The sequence below is a fragment of the Pseudoalteromonas sp. BSi20652 genome (genome assembly GCF_000239855.1).
Taxonomy (GTDB): domain Bacteria; phylum Pseudomonadota; class Gammaproteobacteria; order Enterobacterales; family Alteromonadaceae; genus Pseudoalteromonas.
Genome location: NZ_BADT01000113.1, coordinates 1 through 18,500, shown reverse-complemented (window position 1 = coordinate 18,500; position 18,500 = coordinate 1). Strand labels below are relative to the sequence as shown.

The window sequence follows — 18,500 nt, the reverse complement described above, 5'->3', positions numbered from 1 at the left end:
TTTTTAATATGTAATAATACTTAGCCTGAAATCTGAATAGTAAATCTATCTTACGCTGATATTTTTAGCGCTAACGGCCTTGTGTTTATTTGCAATAGAGTTGACATATTAGTCAATATTTTAACCAACGTTCAAGCTACTTAAATAAGCTCAGCGCATCCATATTTTTATATCGGCAAGACCATTGCTTTGCAAAATACCTAACTGCTGATCAACATTTGAATTTTGTTCAAACTCAAATGCATCAAGCTGATCATCAAACGTAATGTTTGCAACACCATCACCACCACGTTTTTTTACTTGATGTAGCGCTATATCCGCTAAGTTAATCGATGTTTCCCAGCCAATTACCTGCCCACCTAAAAGTGGTAGCGGATAAAAAGACCACCCTATAGATGTCGTTATATTTGTACTTTTCCCATTAGGTAGTTGGAATGAATACTTAGCAATTGCTTTGCATAGATCTGATGCATAACTATCTATTTTATTACACTTAAAATCACGCAGGAGCAGTAAAAATTCATCACCACTCCAACGTGCAACGTAATCAGACCCCTGAGTACGAGAATTAAGTAAGGCGGCCATTTGTTGAAGGCAACTGTCGCCAGCAATTGGACCGTAGGCATCATTAATACGACTAAAATTATCAAAATTAATAATAACTAAAACAAGTGATTTACCCTGCGCCTGCAACGATTGTGAATTTCGTTGAAAATGCTCAATATCTTTAGGCAGCTGATCAAACAAAAAGCGTCGACTACGCAAACCTGTCAGCTCATCTGAGTGACTAACGAGTTTAAGCTGTGAGTTAACTTGATTTAACTTACTATTTGCCTGGCGAAGCTCTAAGGTACGCTCAGTAATCAAGCCCTCAAGCGCTTCTTGCTTTCTTCTTTCTTGTGCTCTAAATACCCAAAAAACTAAATAAAGAAGTAAAATAAAACCACTGGTAATTAAAAGCCTAAAGTAAATAGTTTCAGCAAAGCGTTCTGGTACTACAAAACCATATTCTATCTCTTGTGCTTTAGTCCAGTCCTCTCCTTGGCGCTTTGCTTCTAATTGAAACAAAAACGAGCCAGGAGGTAAGTTTGTATAAATGGCTTCACGACGGGTATTGGCATAACGCCAATCGCTATCTAAGCCAATTAGTTTATATCTAAATTCAACACTATTAGGTGCATAATAATCAATAGCGGTATACGTTAGTGTAATATCACGTTCGTCAGTCTCAAGTAATGGTTTTTTGCCAAGTGCCGCAGTCGTTAACTTGCGAAGCGGCGTTATTATAGTTTCAATTGTTGGCTTTAACGCAAGCACACCAAATAATTCTACATTTTTAGGTATTTCAACAACACCTTGCAAACTTGGATACCAAATAGAGCTGCCAGTATCAGCTACTGCATCGTGCCCTAATCCACTACAACATTGATTAGCTTTACCATCTAATTGACGGTCAAATGAAGAAATAACTTCCTCTACTTTTAAACTTTTTATATCAGTTTTAAATTGCTCGACTGGCATTCTGTAAACACCTTTCATAGTGCTTACCCAGACATGCTTTAACTTTTCATCATATTCTAAGCTAAATATAGAGCCATAAGGCAAACCATTAGCCGCATCGAGCTGACGCCATTGCCCTTGCGTACTTCGATAAAAAAGCCCATCGTTAAGAGAACCAATTAAAATGCCTACCCCATTAATATGCAGTACACTTGTTACATAAGCGCTTTCTAGAGTTGTTTGGTCACCAATTTTTTCAATGCCGCGCTCAGTAAAATAATAAGCGCCTTTGCTCGTACCAATAACACCAAAATTTGTTTTATCTAGTACATAGGTAATGAACTTGCTACCTAAAAATGCGTTATAAGCAAAAGGCGTTAAACCTGCGTAATTTAATCGATACAAGCCTCTGCCCGTACCAATCCAAAATCCGCCTTTACTCGAGCGGCTAATTGCAAATACAGGGTTATCACGAAGTGCCCGACCAGGGACCGTATAAAGCGTGTTTTTTTCGAAAACAAATAATCCTCGCCCTGTTGCTATATATAACCGCTCACCGTCAAACTGTAAATCGTGCACAGACGCATGCCCGTATTTACTGCTCGGAATTAAATTAATGAAGCTCTTATCTAAGTCGAAATAGCCTATGCCGCTTTTATTCGCGACCCAGAGTTTACCGTCAGGTGATTCGCTTATAGCCATAACAGACTCGGTCATTTTAGAAACCGCAGCATGCCTTTCAACTCGTCCCTCATGAGCTAGCCATAAACCTTCGCTAAAACTTGCTAACCAAACATTATTTTTATCATCCCTAAAAATGTCAGCAAACCATATGCTTTGATCGAGCTGGCTTGGTTCAACCCATTGCCATTCGCCTGACTTATCTCTAAATAATAAACGTCCGTATGTCGAAACCCATAAGCCACCATCGGTATCGCTCATAAATTTATAAACAGCAGAGTTATTAGTATTAGGAAGTGGAAAAGCTCTTAGTTCATCGTCTAAATCTAAAAAGTAAGCTCCTAGCTCAGATGCCAAGTATAAGTTGCCGTTTAAAAAAGATAAATCGTGAACGATTGTTTGAGCTAAACGCTCTGGTAGTGATATTTTTGCAGTAAGCTCTAAGCGCAGTTTAGAAAAGTCAGAAGAGCTTTTAGTAAGGCGTAATAAGTGGCGATCGTTAACTAACCAAATACCTTCTGGAGAAAGCGCCATTTGACTAACCGAACCCACAATTTGAGTAATAACTGTAGCATTGATAATTGGTAATGGGCCGTTTGCTCGAGTTTGCAGATCAACTTGGCCTCTATCAACATAATACAAACCATTTGCAGCAATCCAAATACTGCCTTTAGAATCCTCTAAAATATCCCTCACAGGACCTTTAATATTAAATTCTTGCGCTGAAAATGTAGCAGGGTTAATAACAACTAACCCACTTTTAGTACCAATCCATAACAAACCGTTAGAATCAACTAATAGCTTATTAATACCATTACTAGATAAAAATGGGCTATTTTGAGTGTTGTAATTAGTAAATGTAGTACCATCAAAACGGCTTAAACCAAATTGAGTACCCAGCCACATGTAACCTTGTTGATCTTGCACTACACTTTTAAGCGATTGCGAAGGCAACCCATCTTTTATGTTCCACTGCTTAACTACATAGTCATTAATTGAGGCCCAACTTGGCATCGCGCACAACATCAGTACACAAACCAGTAAAAATCGCATCATATTGCTGCCACCTAGTTAAACAATTCAAATATAAGAATTAAAAGGGTAGTAAACCCACTTTTATTAACGCTTGTAAACAAATAAGCGAAAAAATACCCGCAAGTACGTCATCAGCCATGATACCTAGACCACCATGGACTCGTTTATCTAGCATACGTATTGGGCCGGGTTTTGCTATATCAAAAAAGCGAAATAATAAAAAACCGACTAATAAGCTCTGCCAACTAAGTGCTGCACCTATCATTGTTATGTAATAACCTGCCACTTCATCCCATACAATAGCAGGATGGTCGTGCACACCTAAATCATCAGCTGTTTTACCACATGCCCATATACCAAATATACTTATCACTACAGCAAACACAATTTGTAACCATAACGGATAATACATCGTCATAAAAATAAATGGCAGTGCAGCAAAAGTACCAAATGTACCAGGCGCTTTAGGAGCTAACCCAGTACCAAAGCCCAAACCAAAAAACTGATGTGGGCGCTTTAAATTAAACTTTCGGTTTTTGTTCAAACCAGCTCCTTTGCAAAATGCTCAAAACCTTGCTGCTTAAAATCAAACTTTTCACCGTTGTGTAAAAGTTCAATTTGACCATCGCCACTTTTAATTTGGCCTATGCATGTTGCATCTACACCATATTGACGCAGTTTTATATCTAGCATACTTTTATTACTATCAGGTACAGTAAAAATTAATTCGTAATCATCACCGTAACTGAGAATAAATGGAAGCTGCTGATTAAAATCAAGGCTTGCTTGCATTGCATCTGAAGTCGGAATACTTTCAATATTCACAACTGCATTTACTTGCGACATATCAAGTATATGACTTAAATCAGCGATTAAACCATCCGATACATCAATAGCCGATGATGCAAGACCTCGTAATACCTGCCCTGCAGCAACACGCGGTGTTGGAAAGTCAAAGCGCTTATTTAAGTACTTTAAATGCTCTGGCTCAATACTTATACCTTGTTTGCGAGACTCAATTGCAAGTCCAGCGTCACCTAGCGGACCTGTAACATAAATCCAATCACCTACTTTTGCACCACTTCTGCGCAGAGCTTTACCTTCTGGCACAGTTCCTTTTGCACAAATAGTGATAGTTAATGGACCTTGTGTAGTATCACCACCAATTATTTGTACATTAAAGTACTCTGCAATTTCGTGCATGCCTTCCGTGAATTCTTCAACCCACTGTGGATCTATATTTGGTAATGTTAATGCAACTGACACCCATGTTGGCTCAGCGCCCATGGCCGCCAAATCACTTAGATTTACAGCGAGTGCTCTGTGGCCAAGTGCCCGAGGAGAAATATCATCAAAAAAGTGTACGCCAGCAACTAAAGTATCAGTTGTGACTGCAAGTTGACAGTTTGGTGGAACGGTTACTAACGCGCAATCATCCCCTATTCCTAGGTTTACATCACGACGAGTGATACCGCGACCTTTAAAGTAACGGTTAATTAATTCAAATTCCTTCATACACAAAAAAGCCGACCTATGCCGGCTCTCCTTTTTAACGGTTGTTTAAACAATTAATCTGAAAATTAATATTCAGATTAATTGTTATTACTTGCGTAAGTGCTTAACAGCTTTATCAAGTACACCGTTTACAAATTTATGACTGTCTTCTGCGCCAAATATTTTGGCCAGCTCAATACCTTCGTTAATAGCAACTTTATAAGGTACGTCTTCACGGAACTTAAGCTCATAGCTGCTTAAACGTAAAATTGCGCGCTCAACCATATCTAAGTCATTAAACGGACGTGTTAAATGTGGTGATACAGCTTCGTCTAGTTGCTTATAGTTTACAGCAACACCCGTCGCTAAATCTTTAAAGTATTCAACATCAATTTTAGTAACGTCTGTTTCGATCAACATTTGTTGTTCGATATCGGCAATTAAATTGCCACTTATTTGCCAAGAATAAACGGCTTGGAGTGCTAAGATACGTGCTTTACGTCTTGCTGCTGGTTTCACAAAAATTCCTTAAACTTAAATTTTATCTAACACATTAACCATTTCAAGCGCGCCTAAAGCAGCTTCGCCGCCTTTATTGCCCATTTTGGTGCCAGCACGCTCAATTGCTTGTTCAATGCTCTCAGTGGTTAATACGCCAAATGCAACCGGGATATCATACTCAAGTGATACTTGCGCAAGACCTTTGTTTGATTCGCCAGCAACTAGGTCAAAGTGTGGTGTCCCACCTCTGATCACTACGCCTAATGCGATGATTGCATCATACTCTTTTTTTGCCGCAACGCGTTTAGCTACTAAAGGTAACTCTACCGCGCCTGGTACATAAATAACGGTAATGTCGTCATCAGATACGCCACCAGTGCGTTTTAGCTCATCAACAGCACCTGCAAGGAGGCTGCTACCGATAAAGTCATTAAAACGAGAAATGACAATGGCAAATTTCTTGCCTGGAGCGTACTTACTACCTTCAATAATTTTCATTTGATAACCCTAAAAATAAGTTCAAGCGGTTGCGATTGCGCAAAAATTGCTGCGCATCATACCATAAAAATAAAATAATAGCCTAGTTTAAGCGTGATGCTTATTGTGGCTCAACATAATCAACAACTTCTAAATGAAAGCCCGAAAGTGCATGGTACTTTTTAGGACGACTCATTAATCGCATTTGTTTAATTCCAAGATCTGCAAGAATTTGCGAGCCTACACCAACAGTACGAGACGTACCTTGAAATTTGCGTGGCGTTACATTTTCACCGGCATCTGCGGCGGCAAATGCTTTAACGGTTGCTTCTAAGTCATCAGTACTTTCTTGCTTACCTAAAATAACTAAAGCGCCTTCATTTTTAGCAATATAAGCCATTGCCTCAGAAAGACCCCAGCTACGGTCAGCACTTCTATCTGAGAGTAAAATATCGTTAAAGGTACTTTGCAAATGTACACGTACATTTGTCGGTTCTTGCTCTTTTATATCGCCTTTAAGCAAGACGTAATGTAATTGGCCGTCAATTGTGTCTTTGTAAGTAACTAAATCAAATTCACCGTGAATAGTTGGTAACTTACATTTTGCAACTTGCTCAATTGTTGTTTCGTTTAAGTTACGATATTCGATTAAATCAGCAATAGTGCCCATTTTAATATCATGTTCTTTCGCAAAAACTTCTAAATCAGGGCGGCGCGCCATGGTGCCATCGACATTAAGTATTTCAACAATAACAGATGAAGCCTCAAGCCCAGCTAAACGGGCTAAATCACAACCAGCTTCAGTATGCCCTGCGCGAGTTAACACGCCACCAGGTTGTGCCATAATAGGAAAAATATGCCCAGGTTGCACAATATCACTTGGTACTGCGCCTTTAGCTATAGCCGCTTGCACTGTGCGTGCTCTATCTGCTGCTGAAATACCTGTAGTAACCCCTTTAGATGCTTCAATCGACATAGTAAAGTTCGTCGAAAACGCAGCGCCATTGTTTTTGACCATTAATGGTAAATCAAGCTGCTCACAACGTTCTTGTGTCATGGTTAAACAAATTAAACCACGGCCATGGGTAGCCATAAAGTTAATAGCCTCTGCGCTTATATGCTCTGCAGCAATAATTAAATCGCCTTCATTTTCTCTGTCTTCGTCATCCATTAAAATAACCATTTTACCGGCTTTAATATCATCGATGATTTCTTGTGCGCTGTGTAAATTCATAAATTTGCTCATGTAAGTTGTCAGTTTCGTTATTTAATAAATCCCGCTTTAGCGAGTAAGCTCATTGAAATATCAGAGCCCGTTGGTTGTTCTGCACCTTTTATAAGGCGCTCTAAATAACGTGCAATTTGGTCGACCTCTAAATTAACTTGAGTTCCCACTTTAAAGTGAGTTATCGTAGTTTGCCCGCTGGTATGAGGTACAATTGTTAACTTGAATTTATTACCTTCTACAGCGTTTACTGTTAGGCTTATCCCATCAATACATACCGACCCTTTATACGGAATATACTTCATCAAACTTTCGTCGGTCGCGAGCCAGTATTCGGTTGCGCGTGCATTAGCCGATATTGCCGTAATTGTTGCAATACCATCAACATGGCCAGACACTAAATGACCGCCCAAGCGCGAAACGGGTTGCATTGCTTTTTCAAGATTAACAGTTTGCCCTAAAACGTAATGAGCAAAACCAGTTAAACCAATTGTCTCGTTAGACAAGTCGGCACTAAATCCATCTATATGTTTATCAACCACGGTTAAGCAAACACCGTTTGTTGCGATACTATCGCCTAGCTTTACGTCTGTCATATCAAGATCAGCGCTTTGTATACGAATGGCTAAGTCGCCTTGTTTTTTTTGTAATAAAGCGATTTTACCTGTGGCTTCTATTATTCCAGTAAACATAGCACTACTCTTTTTTATTAAGTGGTTTTAATGAGTTTTTTTCGTGCTGTAATACGCAAATCGTCACCAATGCGCGCACACTCATCAAATGTTAAATCGATAGTATTTTGCATACTCACCAATTCAGGAAAATTCACTAAACTTTTTGCATCATGACCCATTAGTTTAGGCGCTAAATAAAAAACAAACTCATCAATTAAATCAAGTTCGATCATTTTACCAGCAAGTGTTGCGCCAGCTTCAAGCCACACATTATTAAACTGAAGTTGTCCAAGCTTTTGTAAAGCAGCCTGCAAATCAATTTTACCGTTACTTTCACTTACTTCAATATGCTTTACAAAGTGCGGCCAATGCTTTGATTTATCAACCTTAGTAGTAAATATTATTATATCACTTTGAATTTTAAATAAAGCGAGGTTAGGCGTTAAACGGTTTCTAGAATCAATTATAACACGCACAGGCTGGCGAAGCGGTAAATCGGTAGGTAGCGTGCAAGGCAACTCGCTTAGTCGCACATTAAGTTTAGCATCGTCTACTAACACGGTATCGGCACCGGTTAAAATAGCGCAGCTTTGCGCTCGGTATAATTGTACGTCTTGGCGAGCAGCAGAGCCTGTTATCCATTTACTTTGCCCATTTTTAAGGGCTGTTTTACCATCTATGCTTGCTGCCATTTTGCAGGTCACATAAGGTAAACCTTGCTCCATACGCTTAAAAAAGCCAACGTTAAGTGCCCGCGCTTGTGACTCTAGTAATCCGTAAGCAACTTCGATACCAGCGTCGCTCAGTATTTTAAGACCTTTGCCTGCAACTTGCGGGTTTGTATCAACCATAGCGGCAATTACTTTTACCACACCGGCAGCTTTTAAACCTTCTGCACAAGGTGGCGTACGGCCATAATGACTACACGGTTCAAGCGTTACATAAGCCGTTGCACCTTGTGCATTATTACCAGCTATTGCCAGTGCATTTACTTCAGCATGACCTTGGCCTGCTAATTGATGAAAACCTTCACCAATTATTTGATTATTTTTAACTAATACACAGCCAACATTGGGATTAGGCGTTGTAGTAAATCGACCTTTTTTGGCAAGCTCTATGGCGCGTGCTATATACATTTCGTCAAGTTCTGTAAAAGTAGCTTGGCTTTGCATTTATTACTCCCCTAAGCGGGCAATTTCTTCGCCAAATTCGCGTATATCTTCAAACGAGCGATAAACAGAGGCAAATCTTACGTACGCTACTTTATCAAGCTTTTTAAGCGCCTCCATAATGCATTCACCAACCAAATGGCTTGAAATTTCTCTCTCGCCTGTTGCGCGTAATTGCGATTTTATTATATTCACTACTTCGTCTACTTGCTCAGTACTCACTGGGCGTTTTTCGAGCGCGCGGTTTAATCCATTTAAAAGCTTATCTTCGTTAAATGGTTCGCGGCTGCCGTCTTGTTTAATAACACGAGGCATAACCAGTTCAGCGCCTTCAAATGTAGTAAAGCGCTCGTGGCAGTCGTTACACTCACGACGCCTGCGAACTTGATGCCCTCCACCAACAAGGCGAGAGTCAATAACTTTAGTATCTTTTGCGGTACAAAATGGGCAATGCATAACTGAATACTTCCGTTTTAAAAACAAAAAAGGCCGCTTTAAAGCGGCCTTTATAATAGCAAAAATGTTTGCCTGTGTGATCTAAATTACCGTTTTACTTTTATTAAGCGTAAACGGGTAATTTTGCACAAATTGCTTTTACTTTTTCTTTAACTTGCGCTTGTACAGATTCATCAGCAATGTTGTCTAGCACGTCACAAATCCAACCAGCAAGCTCTTTTGATTCTACTTCTGTAAAACCACGACGAGTAATTGCAGGAGAACCAATACGCAGACCAGATGTTACAAATGGTGAGCGTGGGTCGTTTGGCACTGAGTTTTTATTAACTGTGATGTTAGCGTTACCTAAGGCCGCATCTGCATCTTTACCCGTGATATCTTTATCGATTAAATCAAGTAAAAATAAGTGATTTTCTGTTTTGTCAGATACGATTTTGTAGCCGCGCTCTTGAATAACAGCAACCATTGCCTTGGCGTTTTTAACAACTTGTGTTTGGTATAATTTAAACTCTGGTTGAAGTGCTTCTTTAAATGCGACTGCTTTTGCAGCAATAACGTGACACAAAGGACCACCTTGACCACCAGGGAACACGGCGCTGTTAAGCTTTTTGTAAATAGCTTCGTCGCCACATGCAGAAATAATCAAACCGCCACGAGGACCTGCAAGTGTTTTATGCGTCGTTGTAGTAACAACGTGTGCATGAGGAACTGGACTTGGGTATACACCTGCTGCAACTAAACCAGCAACATGGGCCATATCAACAAACAGATAAGCACCTACTTTGTCTGCAATTTCACGAAATTTAGCCCAATCAACAATACCTGAATACGCTGAAAAACCACCAATAATCATTTTTGGTTTATGCTCAAGTGCTAGTGCTTCTACTTGTGCATAATCAATTTCGCCTGTTGCTTCATCTAAACCGTATTGAATTGCATTGTAAAGCTTACCAGAGAAATTTACGTGAGAACCGTGAGTCAAGTGACCACCATGAGCTAAGCTCATACCTAGTACAGTATCACCAGATTCTAACAATGCCAGAAAAACAGCTGCGTTTGCTTGCGAACCCGCGTGTGGTTGTACATTAGCGTAGTCAGAACCAAATAATTCGTTTGCACGGTCAATTGCTAATTGCTCAACAACATCTACATGCTCACAACCGCCATAGTAACGCTTGCCAGGATAACCTTCTGCGTATTTGTTAGTAAGCTGTGAACCCTGCGCTTCTAGTACACGTGGGCTACAGTAGTTTTCAGATGCAATCAGTTCAATATGCTCTTCTTGGCGAGCAGTCTCTTTGGTCATTGCGTCAAATAACTCTGGATCAAAATCCGAAATATTCATGCTACGTTCTAACATTGGGGTCTCCTGGGCAACGTGTATGGTGTTTTTTAGAGGCTTTATTGTACGCTTAAAACGACTATTTGCCTATGCTCTTAAGTTGAAGATATTTAAACAGGGATTGAAACTATTTCACAGACTTTTTAAGATGATATTTTTTAATAAATACATAACTATTTTAAATGCATTTTATTTTCTACATTTAATTAGTTAATGAAAGTACCTCTTTTTAATTTAGAGCACATAAAAAAAGCGGCCTAAACCGCTTGAATATATATTGTTTATCAACCTAGTTTGGCGAGTATTTCAGTGCGTAACGCGTCATAGTCGGCATCTATATCACTTGCTAAACATGGTTTTGCTAATGCATCGCTAAGTGGTTTTGGCATGTCCAATTCAACATTTAAAATACCTTCTACGCTTTCTTTAAACTTAGCCGGATGAGCTGTCGCTAAAAAGATACCCGCAGCACCTGGTGCACGGTTTTCAACTAAACCTTGGTATGCAATTGCAGTGTGTGGCTCTGCAACATAACCTGCTTGTTGAATATTTTTCATCACTGTTTGCGTATCCTGTTCGTTTACGCTGGTTGAATAAAAATTCTCGTAACTAAACCAGTTATTATCTAACATTGTTTGTACGCGTGGCCAATTGTTTGGTTTGCTCACATCCATTGCATTTGAAAGCGATTCAAGCGTTGCGTTTGGCGTCCACTTTTTATCAAGCATAAAGCGCGGCACGGTATCATTTTGATTTGTTGTTGCACTTAATTTTCCAAGAGGTAAACCAATAACAGCACCAATCATTGCGGCGCACACATTACCAAAGTTACCACTAGGTACTGATATATGTGCTGTTGCGCGTTTTTCTTTTGGTAGCAGTGCAATGGCTTCAAAATAATAACAAACCTGTGCAACTAAACGGCTAATATTAATTGAGTTAGCTGAATTTAAACCAAGTGTAGATTTAACTTCTTCATCTAAAAAAGCGTTTTTAACAAGCTCTTGGCAATCATCAAAGCTGCCCTCAACTGCATAACAATGAATGTTGCCGCCAAGCGTAGTAAATAACTTTTGTTGAGCAAGTGAAATTTTACCTTTAGGATATAAAATCACCACATCGATATTTGGCTTATTGTAAAAAGCATGCGCAACAGCCGCGCCAGTGTCGCCTGATGTAGCGGTTAGAATAGTTACTTTTTCATCTTTATTAAACTGCGTTAAACACTCCGCCATAAAGCGACCACCAAAGTCCTTAAACGCAAGTGTAGGACCATGAAACAGCTCTAAACAGTATGTATTATCTTCAACTTCCACCAGCTTAACAGGAAAGTTAAATGCGTTTTTAACCATTTGTGCAACGGTGTCACTTGGTAGCTCATCACCAATTAAGTGGGATAATATTTTGCCACTGCGCGTAACAAAGTCCATATCAAGTAATGCATCAACGTCTGTCAGTGGTGCTAATGATTCCGGAAAAAACACACCTTGGTTACGACCTAGACCTGTTTTTACGGCTTCAATAAACGACACCTTTTGAGAGAACTCTTTTAAATTGTGTAATTGCATAACTACTTATCCTATAAAACTGTTAATTGACGCGTGCCGTCGTTGTCTAATTTACAAATGTGGCAAAAGCCTTGCTCGTTAATATAATTTGCTTCTAACCATTGCGCGCATTGCTGTGCAGCTTCAAGCGTTTTACACACAGTAAACAAAGTGGGTCCTGCACCCGAAATACTCACTATTTCAGCGCCAAGTGCTGGCAGGCTTACTTTAGCTTCACTAAAACCTTTAATAAGCGGTGCGCGGTAAGGTTCTGCTATTTCATCTTTCATTATGCTTAGCGCATCGTCAAAGCGGTTAGTTAACAGTAAGCTACTAAATGCTGATAGACGCTGAGCAAATTCAACACCTGCGTGCATACTCATCTCTTTAGGTAGTACAGAGCGTGCTTTTGCTGTATTGAGCGAAAAACCAGGAAACGCAGTAACGTAGTACCAGTTTTCATCAACAGGTAGTGCTATTGATTTATCTGGTATTAAATCACCTGTTAACTGCAAACCACCTAAATAACATGGCGTGATGTTATCGTAATGACGACCGCCGCTTACAACGGCTTCAAAATCAGCCATAAGCTCAATGAGCTGAACCTGGCTTAAATTAGTTTTTGCAAACTTATCAAGGGCTGCAAAGGTAGCGACCACCGAACACGCACTAGAGCCAAGCCCTGAGCCAATTGGTAAATTCTTTTTAAGTTCAAGCTTTACGCTTGGCATGTTAGGCGCAACATGCGCTCTAAAATGCACTAAACACTGGTACGCTAAGTTTTCATTCGCATCACTTGGTAACTTATGAGCGTATTCGCCTGTGCAAATAAATTCGTCGCTTAATGCTGCACTTACAACTGCAACATCGCCTAATAAACTGCCATCAATTGGCGCAAGCGCTGCGCCAAGGGCGTCAAAACCCACTGCAAAATTACCAATAGACGCCGGAGCATATACTTCAATCATAACGAACTCCTAGCGCGATAGCGTTTTTAAAATATCAGCAAATACACCCGCGGCTGTTACTTCAGAACCAGCACCATAACCACGAATTACAAACGGACGTGGCTGGTAGTATTGGCTTAAAATAGCCAGCGCATTTTCGCCATCGCGAATTACACTAAGCGCATGCTTTGCATCTACTGCTTCAACACCTACTTTACAGTGGCCTTCTTTAATTGTGCCTACATAGCGAAGTACCTTACCCTCGCTCGCAGCACTTTTGATACGCTCATTAAAATCAGCATCTAGGCTTGGTAGTTTTGCCATAAACTCATCAACACTATCACCTTGTGCAAAACCTTGTGGTAATACTGACTCAACTTCAATATCGCTTAGCTCTAATTTCATACCGGCTTCGCGAGCAATGATCAATAACTTACGTGCTACATCGGTACCCGATAAATCATCACGAGGATCTGGCTCAGTAAAGCCACTTTCTTTTGCCTTAACAGTTGCCTCTGAAAGTGATAAACCATCTTGAAGTGCGCCAAACATATACGAAAGTGAGCCTGATAAAATACCGCTAAATTCTAATAACTCATCACCAGCACCAAACAACGACTGTAAGTTGTCGATTACTGGTAAGCCTGCACCAACGTTTGTTTCGTATAAAAATTTACGATTATTCTTTTGTGTTGCTGCAATTAAATCTTGGTAATACGTGTATGAACTTGTTGTTGCTTTTTTATTGGCAGCTACTACATGAAAACCTGCATTTAAAAAGTCTACGTATTGCGCAGCAAGTGCATCAGACGACGTACAATCAACAAGCACTGGATTTACTAAATGATTTTGCTTAACAAACTGCTCTACTAGTTTTAAATCAAACGCCTGCTCAGATGAGGCCAATTTTTGCTGCCAATCGCCAAAAGCAATACCTTCACTATCTAGGTGTAATTGACGAGAGTTAGCAACACCATACAAGTTAAGTTTAATATTACGTTTTTCAAGCCACGCTTGCTGGCGCTCAAGCTGATTAATAAGCTCTTGCCCAACTAAGCCACAACCGAGTAAAAACACATCAATTGACGGCACATGTGTGAAAAAGTTTTCATGACATATTTTAACCGCGTCGTTACATAACTCGCCATCAATCACGGCTGAAATAGCACTTTCAGTAGAATCCTGTGCTATTGCAACAATGTTTACTTGAGCTTGTGCAAGCGATGCAAAAAACTTAGCCGCTAAACCACGATGCGCGCGCATGTTGTCGCCCACTAAAGTAACAATCGCTAAGTTGCGCTGTACTTGTACAGGCTCAATAAGCCCTGCTTGTAATTCAAGCTCAAACGCTGTTTGCAGTGCATCAAGTGCAAGGGCTAAATCTGTTTCGTGTACACAAAAGCTAATGCTAAATTCACACGATGACTGCGTAATTAATACAATTGATACGTTATCGTGAGCAAGTGCGTTAAATACTTTAGACGCCATGCCTACTTTACCTTTCATGCCAGGACCAGAAACCGTTAGCATAGCAAGATCTTGTAAGCTGGACAGCGCTTTTACTGGCTCGTCTGATGTATAGTCATTACCGATCATAGAGCCTTGAGCATCAGGGTTGTGCGTGTTTTTAATTTCGCACGGTACGCCCGCTTTAGCGCACGGTAAAATTGTTTTAGGATGAAGCACTTTAGCGCCAAAGTAAGATAGCTCCATCGCTTCTTTATAAGATAAAAATCTACCTTAGTCGCTTTTTTAATATAACGAGGATCAGCGCTATATACACCATCAACATCTGTCCAAATTTGGCAAATTTCTGCGCCTAAACATGCTGCAGCAATTGCTGCAGAGTAGTCAGAACCGTTACGGCCAAGCGTTGTAAGCTCACCTTTATCATTGCTCGCTGTAAAACCAGGCATAATATAAATAGTTGCAGGGTTTTCTTTGAGCACAGCTTGAAAGCGAGCTTTACTTGTTACTAAATCAGCCTCGGCATCAATATAACCACCCGTTGAAGCGATACAGCTTGTTGCCTCTAAGTATCTTGCATCGTGCGAGTTCAATAAAGCCTGCATTAAAGAGACACTAACGCGCTCTCCAAAACTAATCACAAATGCGCGAACCTGATCAGGGCAACACTGTATGAGTGACACGCCATCTAGTTTATTTTTAAGCTCGCCTAAGTTTGGCCAGCTTGTAACTACTACACCACTTTTTTCAACGTCAGCTTTTAAACCTTCACAGCGGCTAACTAATGCTTGCCATTGCTCACTAAAATCAAACCCTTGCTCTGCTGCACTTGCAAGTGCAACTAGCGAATCAGTCATTCCACCTGGTGCAGAAAGTACCAATAGCATCTCGTCTTTTAACTGTACTTTTACCAATTGAGCTACTTGTTTAAGGCAAGCAAAGTCTGCAAGCGACGAGCCTCCAAATTTTAAAACGCGCATTGTTTATGTTCCTCATCCCATAAAACGAAAAAAGGCCTGTGTTCTAAGTGAACACAGGCCTTTAAATTTGTTGCACCGACCTATGCCACTATCCAGTAAGAATGATGGTTGTAATAATAATGGTCAGTACGCGATTAAATGTTTTCATATGTTAAGACTGCCTTAACAAAGGCTATGCTGTCAACCTTAAATTAAAAGATAAAACAGCCTTTTTAAACATTAAAAAACCTAATGAATGCCAAATTTATGCAATATTTCATTTAATTTAGATTTTTTTACGGGTTTATCGATAAAGTCGATGGCACCTAGTTGAGCGACTCGTAACTTCATTTTTTCTTGTATATCTGCAGAAATCACCAGAACAAAACATTCTATTTTTTCTGCTTTTATAGCTTCGAGTACTTGTATACCGTCAATTTCGGGCATAGTGAGATCCAAACACAATAAATCAAAGTTTTGTGCTCGCAAGAGCTCTAAAGCCTGTGATCCATTTACGGCTTGTTGTATTTGTGCGTCTATAGATTCATTTAAACAACGAATAACCTGTTTACGGGCAACAGTCGAATCATCGCAGACTAAAATAGAAAATTTCATTATATTAATCACTATATAATCACTAAAGAGTAGTTAAACAAAGCCCTCCTTTGCACCATGACTACATTAACACGTTCCTATATTTTAAACACATTATTAATTTAACATGGCGATAAATCGAGAATAATTTTTTTCTAATAAATATAACAAGATTAATGTTACTAAAAACGTAACATTCACTCAAAATAGATTTAAAGTGGCATTAATTATTTAAGCAACCCAGCTCAATAATTTTAATTATTCATAGGGTAGATATAGGTTTATCTTATTAAATTTAAACTTTTTATTTATTTTTAAGCATTTATTGACTAACTTTTAAATTACTATAGTGGTCTTGCAAAAATAACAAAGGATAAACAAGTCAATTATGTTACAAAAGAGCCTCTCCAAGAAGTTGTTGACCAACGTTCTATCAGTTTATTTTTTGCTTACCTTTGTGGTGACTTGCGGACAGGTGATCGCTGAATACGTTAATACCAAAGATTATATTCGGGATGAATTAAGTACCTTACAAAAAACATTTAGCCGCAGCTTAACCCGTGCCATATGGGAGCTAAATACAAAACAAACTATTACTACCGCAGAAGGTTTGCTTGCTATACCTATGATTGAAGGGATTATTGTACGTGACGACAGCGGCGAAATAATTTCACAACTAGGGCGCTCGCTCGATATACACAAGCTATATAACCAACAACTAGTACAAGAAGAAGTTATTTTAGAAGACACTAAATCTGGTTTATTTGGTTATACTTTTCCACTTATTTTTGAATTTTCAGGCCGTGCTACACAAGTCGGTGACGTTACTTTATTCTCTAGCCGAGAAGTTGTATTTAGCCGCATTATGATCTCAATCTATTTTCTGATTGGGAATGCGATGATAAAAACTACGTTTCTCATTATTTTATTTTTAATGGCATTTAGAAAACTACTCACTGACCCTCTAACTGAACTGACTGAACAACTAGAAAACTTAGAGCTAGACGAGCTAGAGGGCCAGCATATAGAAATAGAAACAGAAGAGCACAATGAACTAAAAGTCATGGAACAGTCATTTAATAATCTGATTGATAAGGTAGTTCAATATCGTAAAGAGCTTGAGCATACCCAAAAAGAACTCATAATAAGTAATGAAAAACTTGATCACCACAACGTACAACTTGAACAAGACGTTGCTCGTAAAACATCAAATTTAAGCCAAGCGATGATGGACTTACAACAGCAAAAGTATGAACTCGAAAAACAAAAAATTGTGCTCACCGAGGAAATTGATTTACGCCGAAGTACAGAGCAAGAGTTAATCACAAAGCAAACGGAGTCTCAGCGTTACATAGATGAGTTAAGCCTTGCACAAGAGCGCTTAGTTGGCACTGAAAAAATGGCTGCGCTAGGTGGGCTTGTTGCAGGCATTACACACGACATTAATACACCAATTGGTATTGGCGTAACCGCAATATCATTTTTACAAGAGCGTTTAAATAAGCTCGAAAGCGCCTACACGGAAAAAACCCTCTCGCCCAAAGCATTGGAAGATTTTATTAATGAAGCAAAGCAAAGCACTAGCCTTTTAACAACAAACCTTGATAGAGCTTCGGAGCTTATTGCCAGTTTTAAACAAATAGCGGTAGATCAAGCCAGTGAAGCAGTAAGAACTATAAACTTTAAAGATTACGTTAATGAGGTGATACGTTCGCTTCATCCAAAACTAAAAAAACATCCCATACTATAAAATTAGAATGCCCAGACGATCTAGTATTAAATTTACCCGCAGGTGCTATAAGCCAAATATTCACTAACCTAATTATGAATTCGCTTATTCATGGCTTTGAAGGAAGAGATAATGGCGTTATGGATATAAAAATAACGAGTGATGAAACTAATCTGATCATTGATTACAAAGACAATGGCAATGGCGTTACAAGTGAGCAATTAACTAAATTATTTGACCCTTTTTTTACAACTAAGCGCGACCAAGGCGGTAGCGGGTTAGGCACGCACATAATGTTTAATCTAGTAAAACAAACGCTAAGTGGCTCTATAGATGCCACTAGCGAACCTGACAAAGGGTTGCGCTACTATATTCAGTTCCCAAAAAACATGGCAAAACCATTGCCTATTTTTGAAAAATACTAGTGCCTGATTATCATTAGAGGTTGAATTTGCAACAGACTATTTGGTATTTAGACAACGCAGGGCCTATTTAGTATGGTTATTCCCCGTAAATAGGCGATAACGTAGCATAAATGCCAAACATGCGCTGCCCGAAGGGTTCTACCTAGAGGCAGTTTACTCTTTATTGCTCGGTTTTTACTTATTCTTACATGGATGTAAGCCAGTAGAATAACGCAGGAGCAGTTATCGAGCCCACTCGGTTGCAAACCTTTCGCCGCGATTCCCCCCCCTACCCTTAA

13 protein-coding genes and 2 pseudogenes are annotated in these 18,500 nt (G+C 39.5%); 1 reads left to right on the top strand and 14 read right to left on the bottom strand.

Translation table 11 applies throughout. The features are described from left to right. Positions 1–150 precede the first annotated feature (150 nt). From P20652_RS08315 to P20652_RS08375, 14 genes and pseudogenes are all read right to left on the bottom strand, one after another. Positions 151–3,237: a ligand-binding sensor domain-containing diguanylate cyclase gene (locus tag P20652_RS08315; protein WP_008169152.1), complete on the bottom strand. Its 3,087-nt coding sequence runs from the start codon at positions 3,235–3,237 to the stop codon at positions 151–153. Between the two features lie 37 nt (positions 3,238–3,274). Continuing rightward, the gene (locus tag P20652_RS08320; RefSeq protein ID WP_008169150.1) at positions 3,275–3,760 is read right to left on the bottom strand and encodes a phosphatidylglycerophosphatase A; all 486 of its coding nucleotides are present in this window, start codon (positions 3,758–3,760) and stop codon (positions 3,275–3,277) included. Beyond that, positions 3,757–4,731: a thiamine-phosphate kinase gene (gene thiL / locus P20652_RS08325; RefSeq protein ID WP_008169148.1), complete on the bottom strand. Its 975-nt coding sequence runs from the start codon at positions 4,729–4,731 to the stop codon at positions 3,757–3,759. The genes P20652_RS08320 and thiL overlap by 4 nt, the downstream gene beginning before the upstream one ends. An 87-nt stretch (positions 4,732–4,818) precedes the next feature. After that, positions 4,819–5,229 carry a transcription antitermination factor NusB gene (nusB, locus tag P20652_RS08330; protein WP_007587129.1) on the bottom strand — a complete coding sequence of 137 codons (411 nt, stop codon included), beginning with the start codon at positions 5,227–5,229 and terminating at the stop codon, positions 4,819–4,821. A gap of 15 nt (positions 5,230–5,244) precedes the next feature. Beyond that, a complete protein-coding gene (gene ribE / locus P20652_RS08335; protein ID WP_008169145.1) occupies positions 5,245–5,709 on the bottom strand; it encodes a 6,7-dimethyl-8-ribityllumazine synthase in 465 nt (154 codons plus the stop codon). A 100-nt stretch (positions 5,710–5,809) separates the two neighbouring features. Then, positions 5,810–6,922 carry a bifunctional 3,4-dihydroxy-2-butanone-4-phosphate synthase/GTP cyclohydrolase II gene (gene ribBA / locus P20652_RS08340; RefSeq protein ID WP_008169142.1) on the bottom strand — a complete coding sequence of 371 codons (1,113 nt, stop codon included), beginning with the start codon at positions 6,920–6,922 and terminating at the stop codon, positions 5,810–5,812. A gap of 29 nt (positions 6,923–6,951) precedes the next feature. Beyond that, a complete protein-coding gene (locus P20652_RS08345) occupies positions 6,952–7,605 on the bottom strand; it encodes a riboflavin synthase (protein ID WP_008169140.1) in 654 nt (217 codons plus the stop codon). A 17-nt stretch (positions 7,606–7,622) separates the two neighbouring features. After that, positions 7,623–8,759, bottom strand: coding sequence for a bifunctional diaminohydroxyphosphoribosylaminopyrimidine deaminase/5-amino-6-(5-phosphoribosylamino)uracil reductase RibD (gene ribD, locus P20652_RS08350; protein ID WP_008169138.1), 1,137 nt, complete (start codon positions 8,757–8,759; stop codon positions 7,623–7,625). A gap of 3 nt (positions 8,760–8,762) precedes the next feature. Beyond that, positions 8,763–9,212: a transcriptional regulator NrdR gene (gene nrdR / locus P20652_RS08355; RefSeq protein ID WP_002961761.1), complete on the bottom strand. Its 450-nt coding sequence runs from the start codon at positions 9,210–9,212 to the stop codon at positions 8,763–8,765. A gap of 103 nt (positions 9,213–9,315) precedes the next feature. After that, positions 9,316–10,572, bottom strand: coding sequence for a serine hydroxymethyltransferase (gene glyA, locus P20652_RS08360; protein ID WP_008169136.1), 1,257 nt, complete (start codon positions 10,570–10,572; stop codon positions 9,316–9,318). 266 nt (positions 10,573–10,838) lie between these two features. Then, the gene (thrC, locus tag P20652_RS08365; protein WP_008169134.1) at positions 10,839–12,122 is read right to left on the bottom strand and encodes a threonine synthase; all 1,284 of its coding nucleotides are present in this window, start codon (positions 12,120–12,122) and stop codon (positions 10,839–10,841) included. 11 nt (positions 12,123–12,133) lie between these two features. Beyond that, a complete protein-coding gene (gene thrB / locus P20652_RS08370) occupies positions 12,134–13,069 on the bottom strand; it encodes a homoserine kinase (RefSeq protein ID WP_008169132.1) in 936 nt (311 codons plus the stop codon). Between the two features lie 9 nt (positions 13,070–13,078). Then, positions 13,079–15,495 (bottom strand): annotated as a pseudogene (gene thrA, locus P20652_RS18210) (bifunctional aspartate kinase/homoserine dehydrogenase I). 228 nt (positions 15,496–15,723) lie between these two features. Then, positions 15,724–16,089, bottom strand: a complete 366-nt coding sequence (locus P20652_RS08375; protein WP_008169125.1) for a response regulator — start codon at positions 16,087–16,089, stop codon at positions 15,724–15,726. Between the two features lie 367 nt (positions 16,090–16,456). On the opposite strand from P20652_RS08375, the pseudogene P20652_RS18205 reads away from it, so the two are divergent. After that, positions 16,457–18,222: pseudogene (locus tag P20652_RS18205) on the top strand (ATP-binding protein). Positions 18,223–18,500: the final 278 nt, after the last annotated feature.

What these genes read in the sequence shown, in the direction of transcription:
- ribBA (WP_008169142.1), bottom strand. Translation starts at nt 6,922, where the DNA reads ATGAATTTACACAGCGCACAAGAAATCATCGATGATATTAAAGCCGGT.
- P20652_RS08345 (WP_008169140.1), bottom strand. Translation starts at nt 7,605, where the DNA reads ATGTTTACTGGAATAATAGAAGCCACAGGTAAAATCGCTTTATTACAA.
- ribE (WP_008169145.1), bottom strand. Translation starts at nt 5,709, where the DNA reads ATGAAAATTATTGAAGGTAGTAAGTACGCTCCAGGCAAGAAATTTGCC.
- ribD (WP_008169138.1), bottom strand. Translation starts at nt 8,759, where the DNA reads ATGCAAAGCCAAGCTACTTTTACAGAACTTGACGAAATGTATATAGCA.
- nrdR (WP_002961761.1), bottom strand. Translation starts at nt 9,212, where the DNA reads ATGCATTGCCCATTTTGTACCGCAAAAGATACTAAAGTTATTGACTCT.
- thrC (WP_008169134.1), bottom strand. Translation starts at nt 12,122, where the DNA reads ATGCAATTACACAATTTAAAAGAGTTCTCTCAAAAGGTGTCGTTTATT.
- glyA (WP_008169136.1), bottom strand. Translation starts at nt 10,572, where the DNA reads ATGTTAGAACGTAGCATGAATATTTCGGATTTTGATCCAGAGTTATTT.
- P20652_RS08375 (WP_008169125.1), bottom strand. Translation starts at nt 16,089, where the DNA reads ATGAAATTTTCTATTTTAGTCTGCGATGATTCGACTGTTGCCCGTAAA.
- P20652_RS08315 (WP_008169152.1), bottom strand. Translation starts at nt 3,237, where the DNA reads ATGATGCGATTTTTACTGGTTTGTGTACTGATGTTGTGCGCGATGCCA.
- thrB (WP_008169132.1), bottom strand. Translation starts at nt 13,069, where the DNA reads ATGATTGAAGTATATGCTCCGGCGTCTATTGGTAATTTTGCAGTGGGT.
- thiL (WP_008169148.1), bottom strand. Translation starts at nt 4,731, where the DNA reads ATGAAGGAATTTGAATTAATTAACCGTTACTTTAAAGGTCGCGGTATC.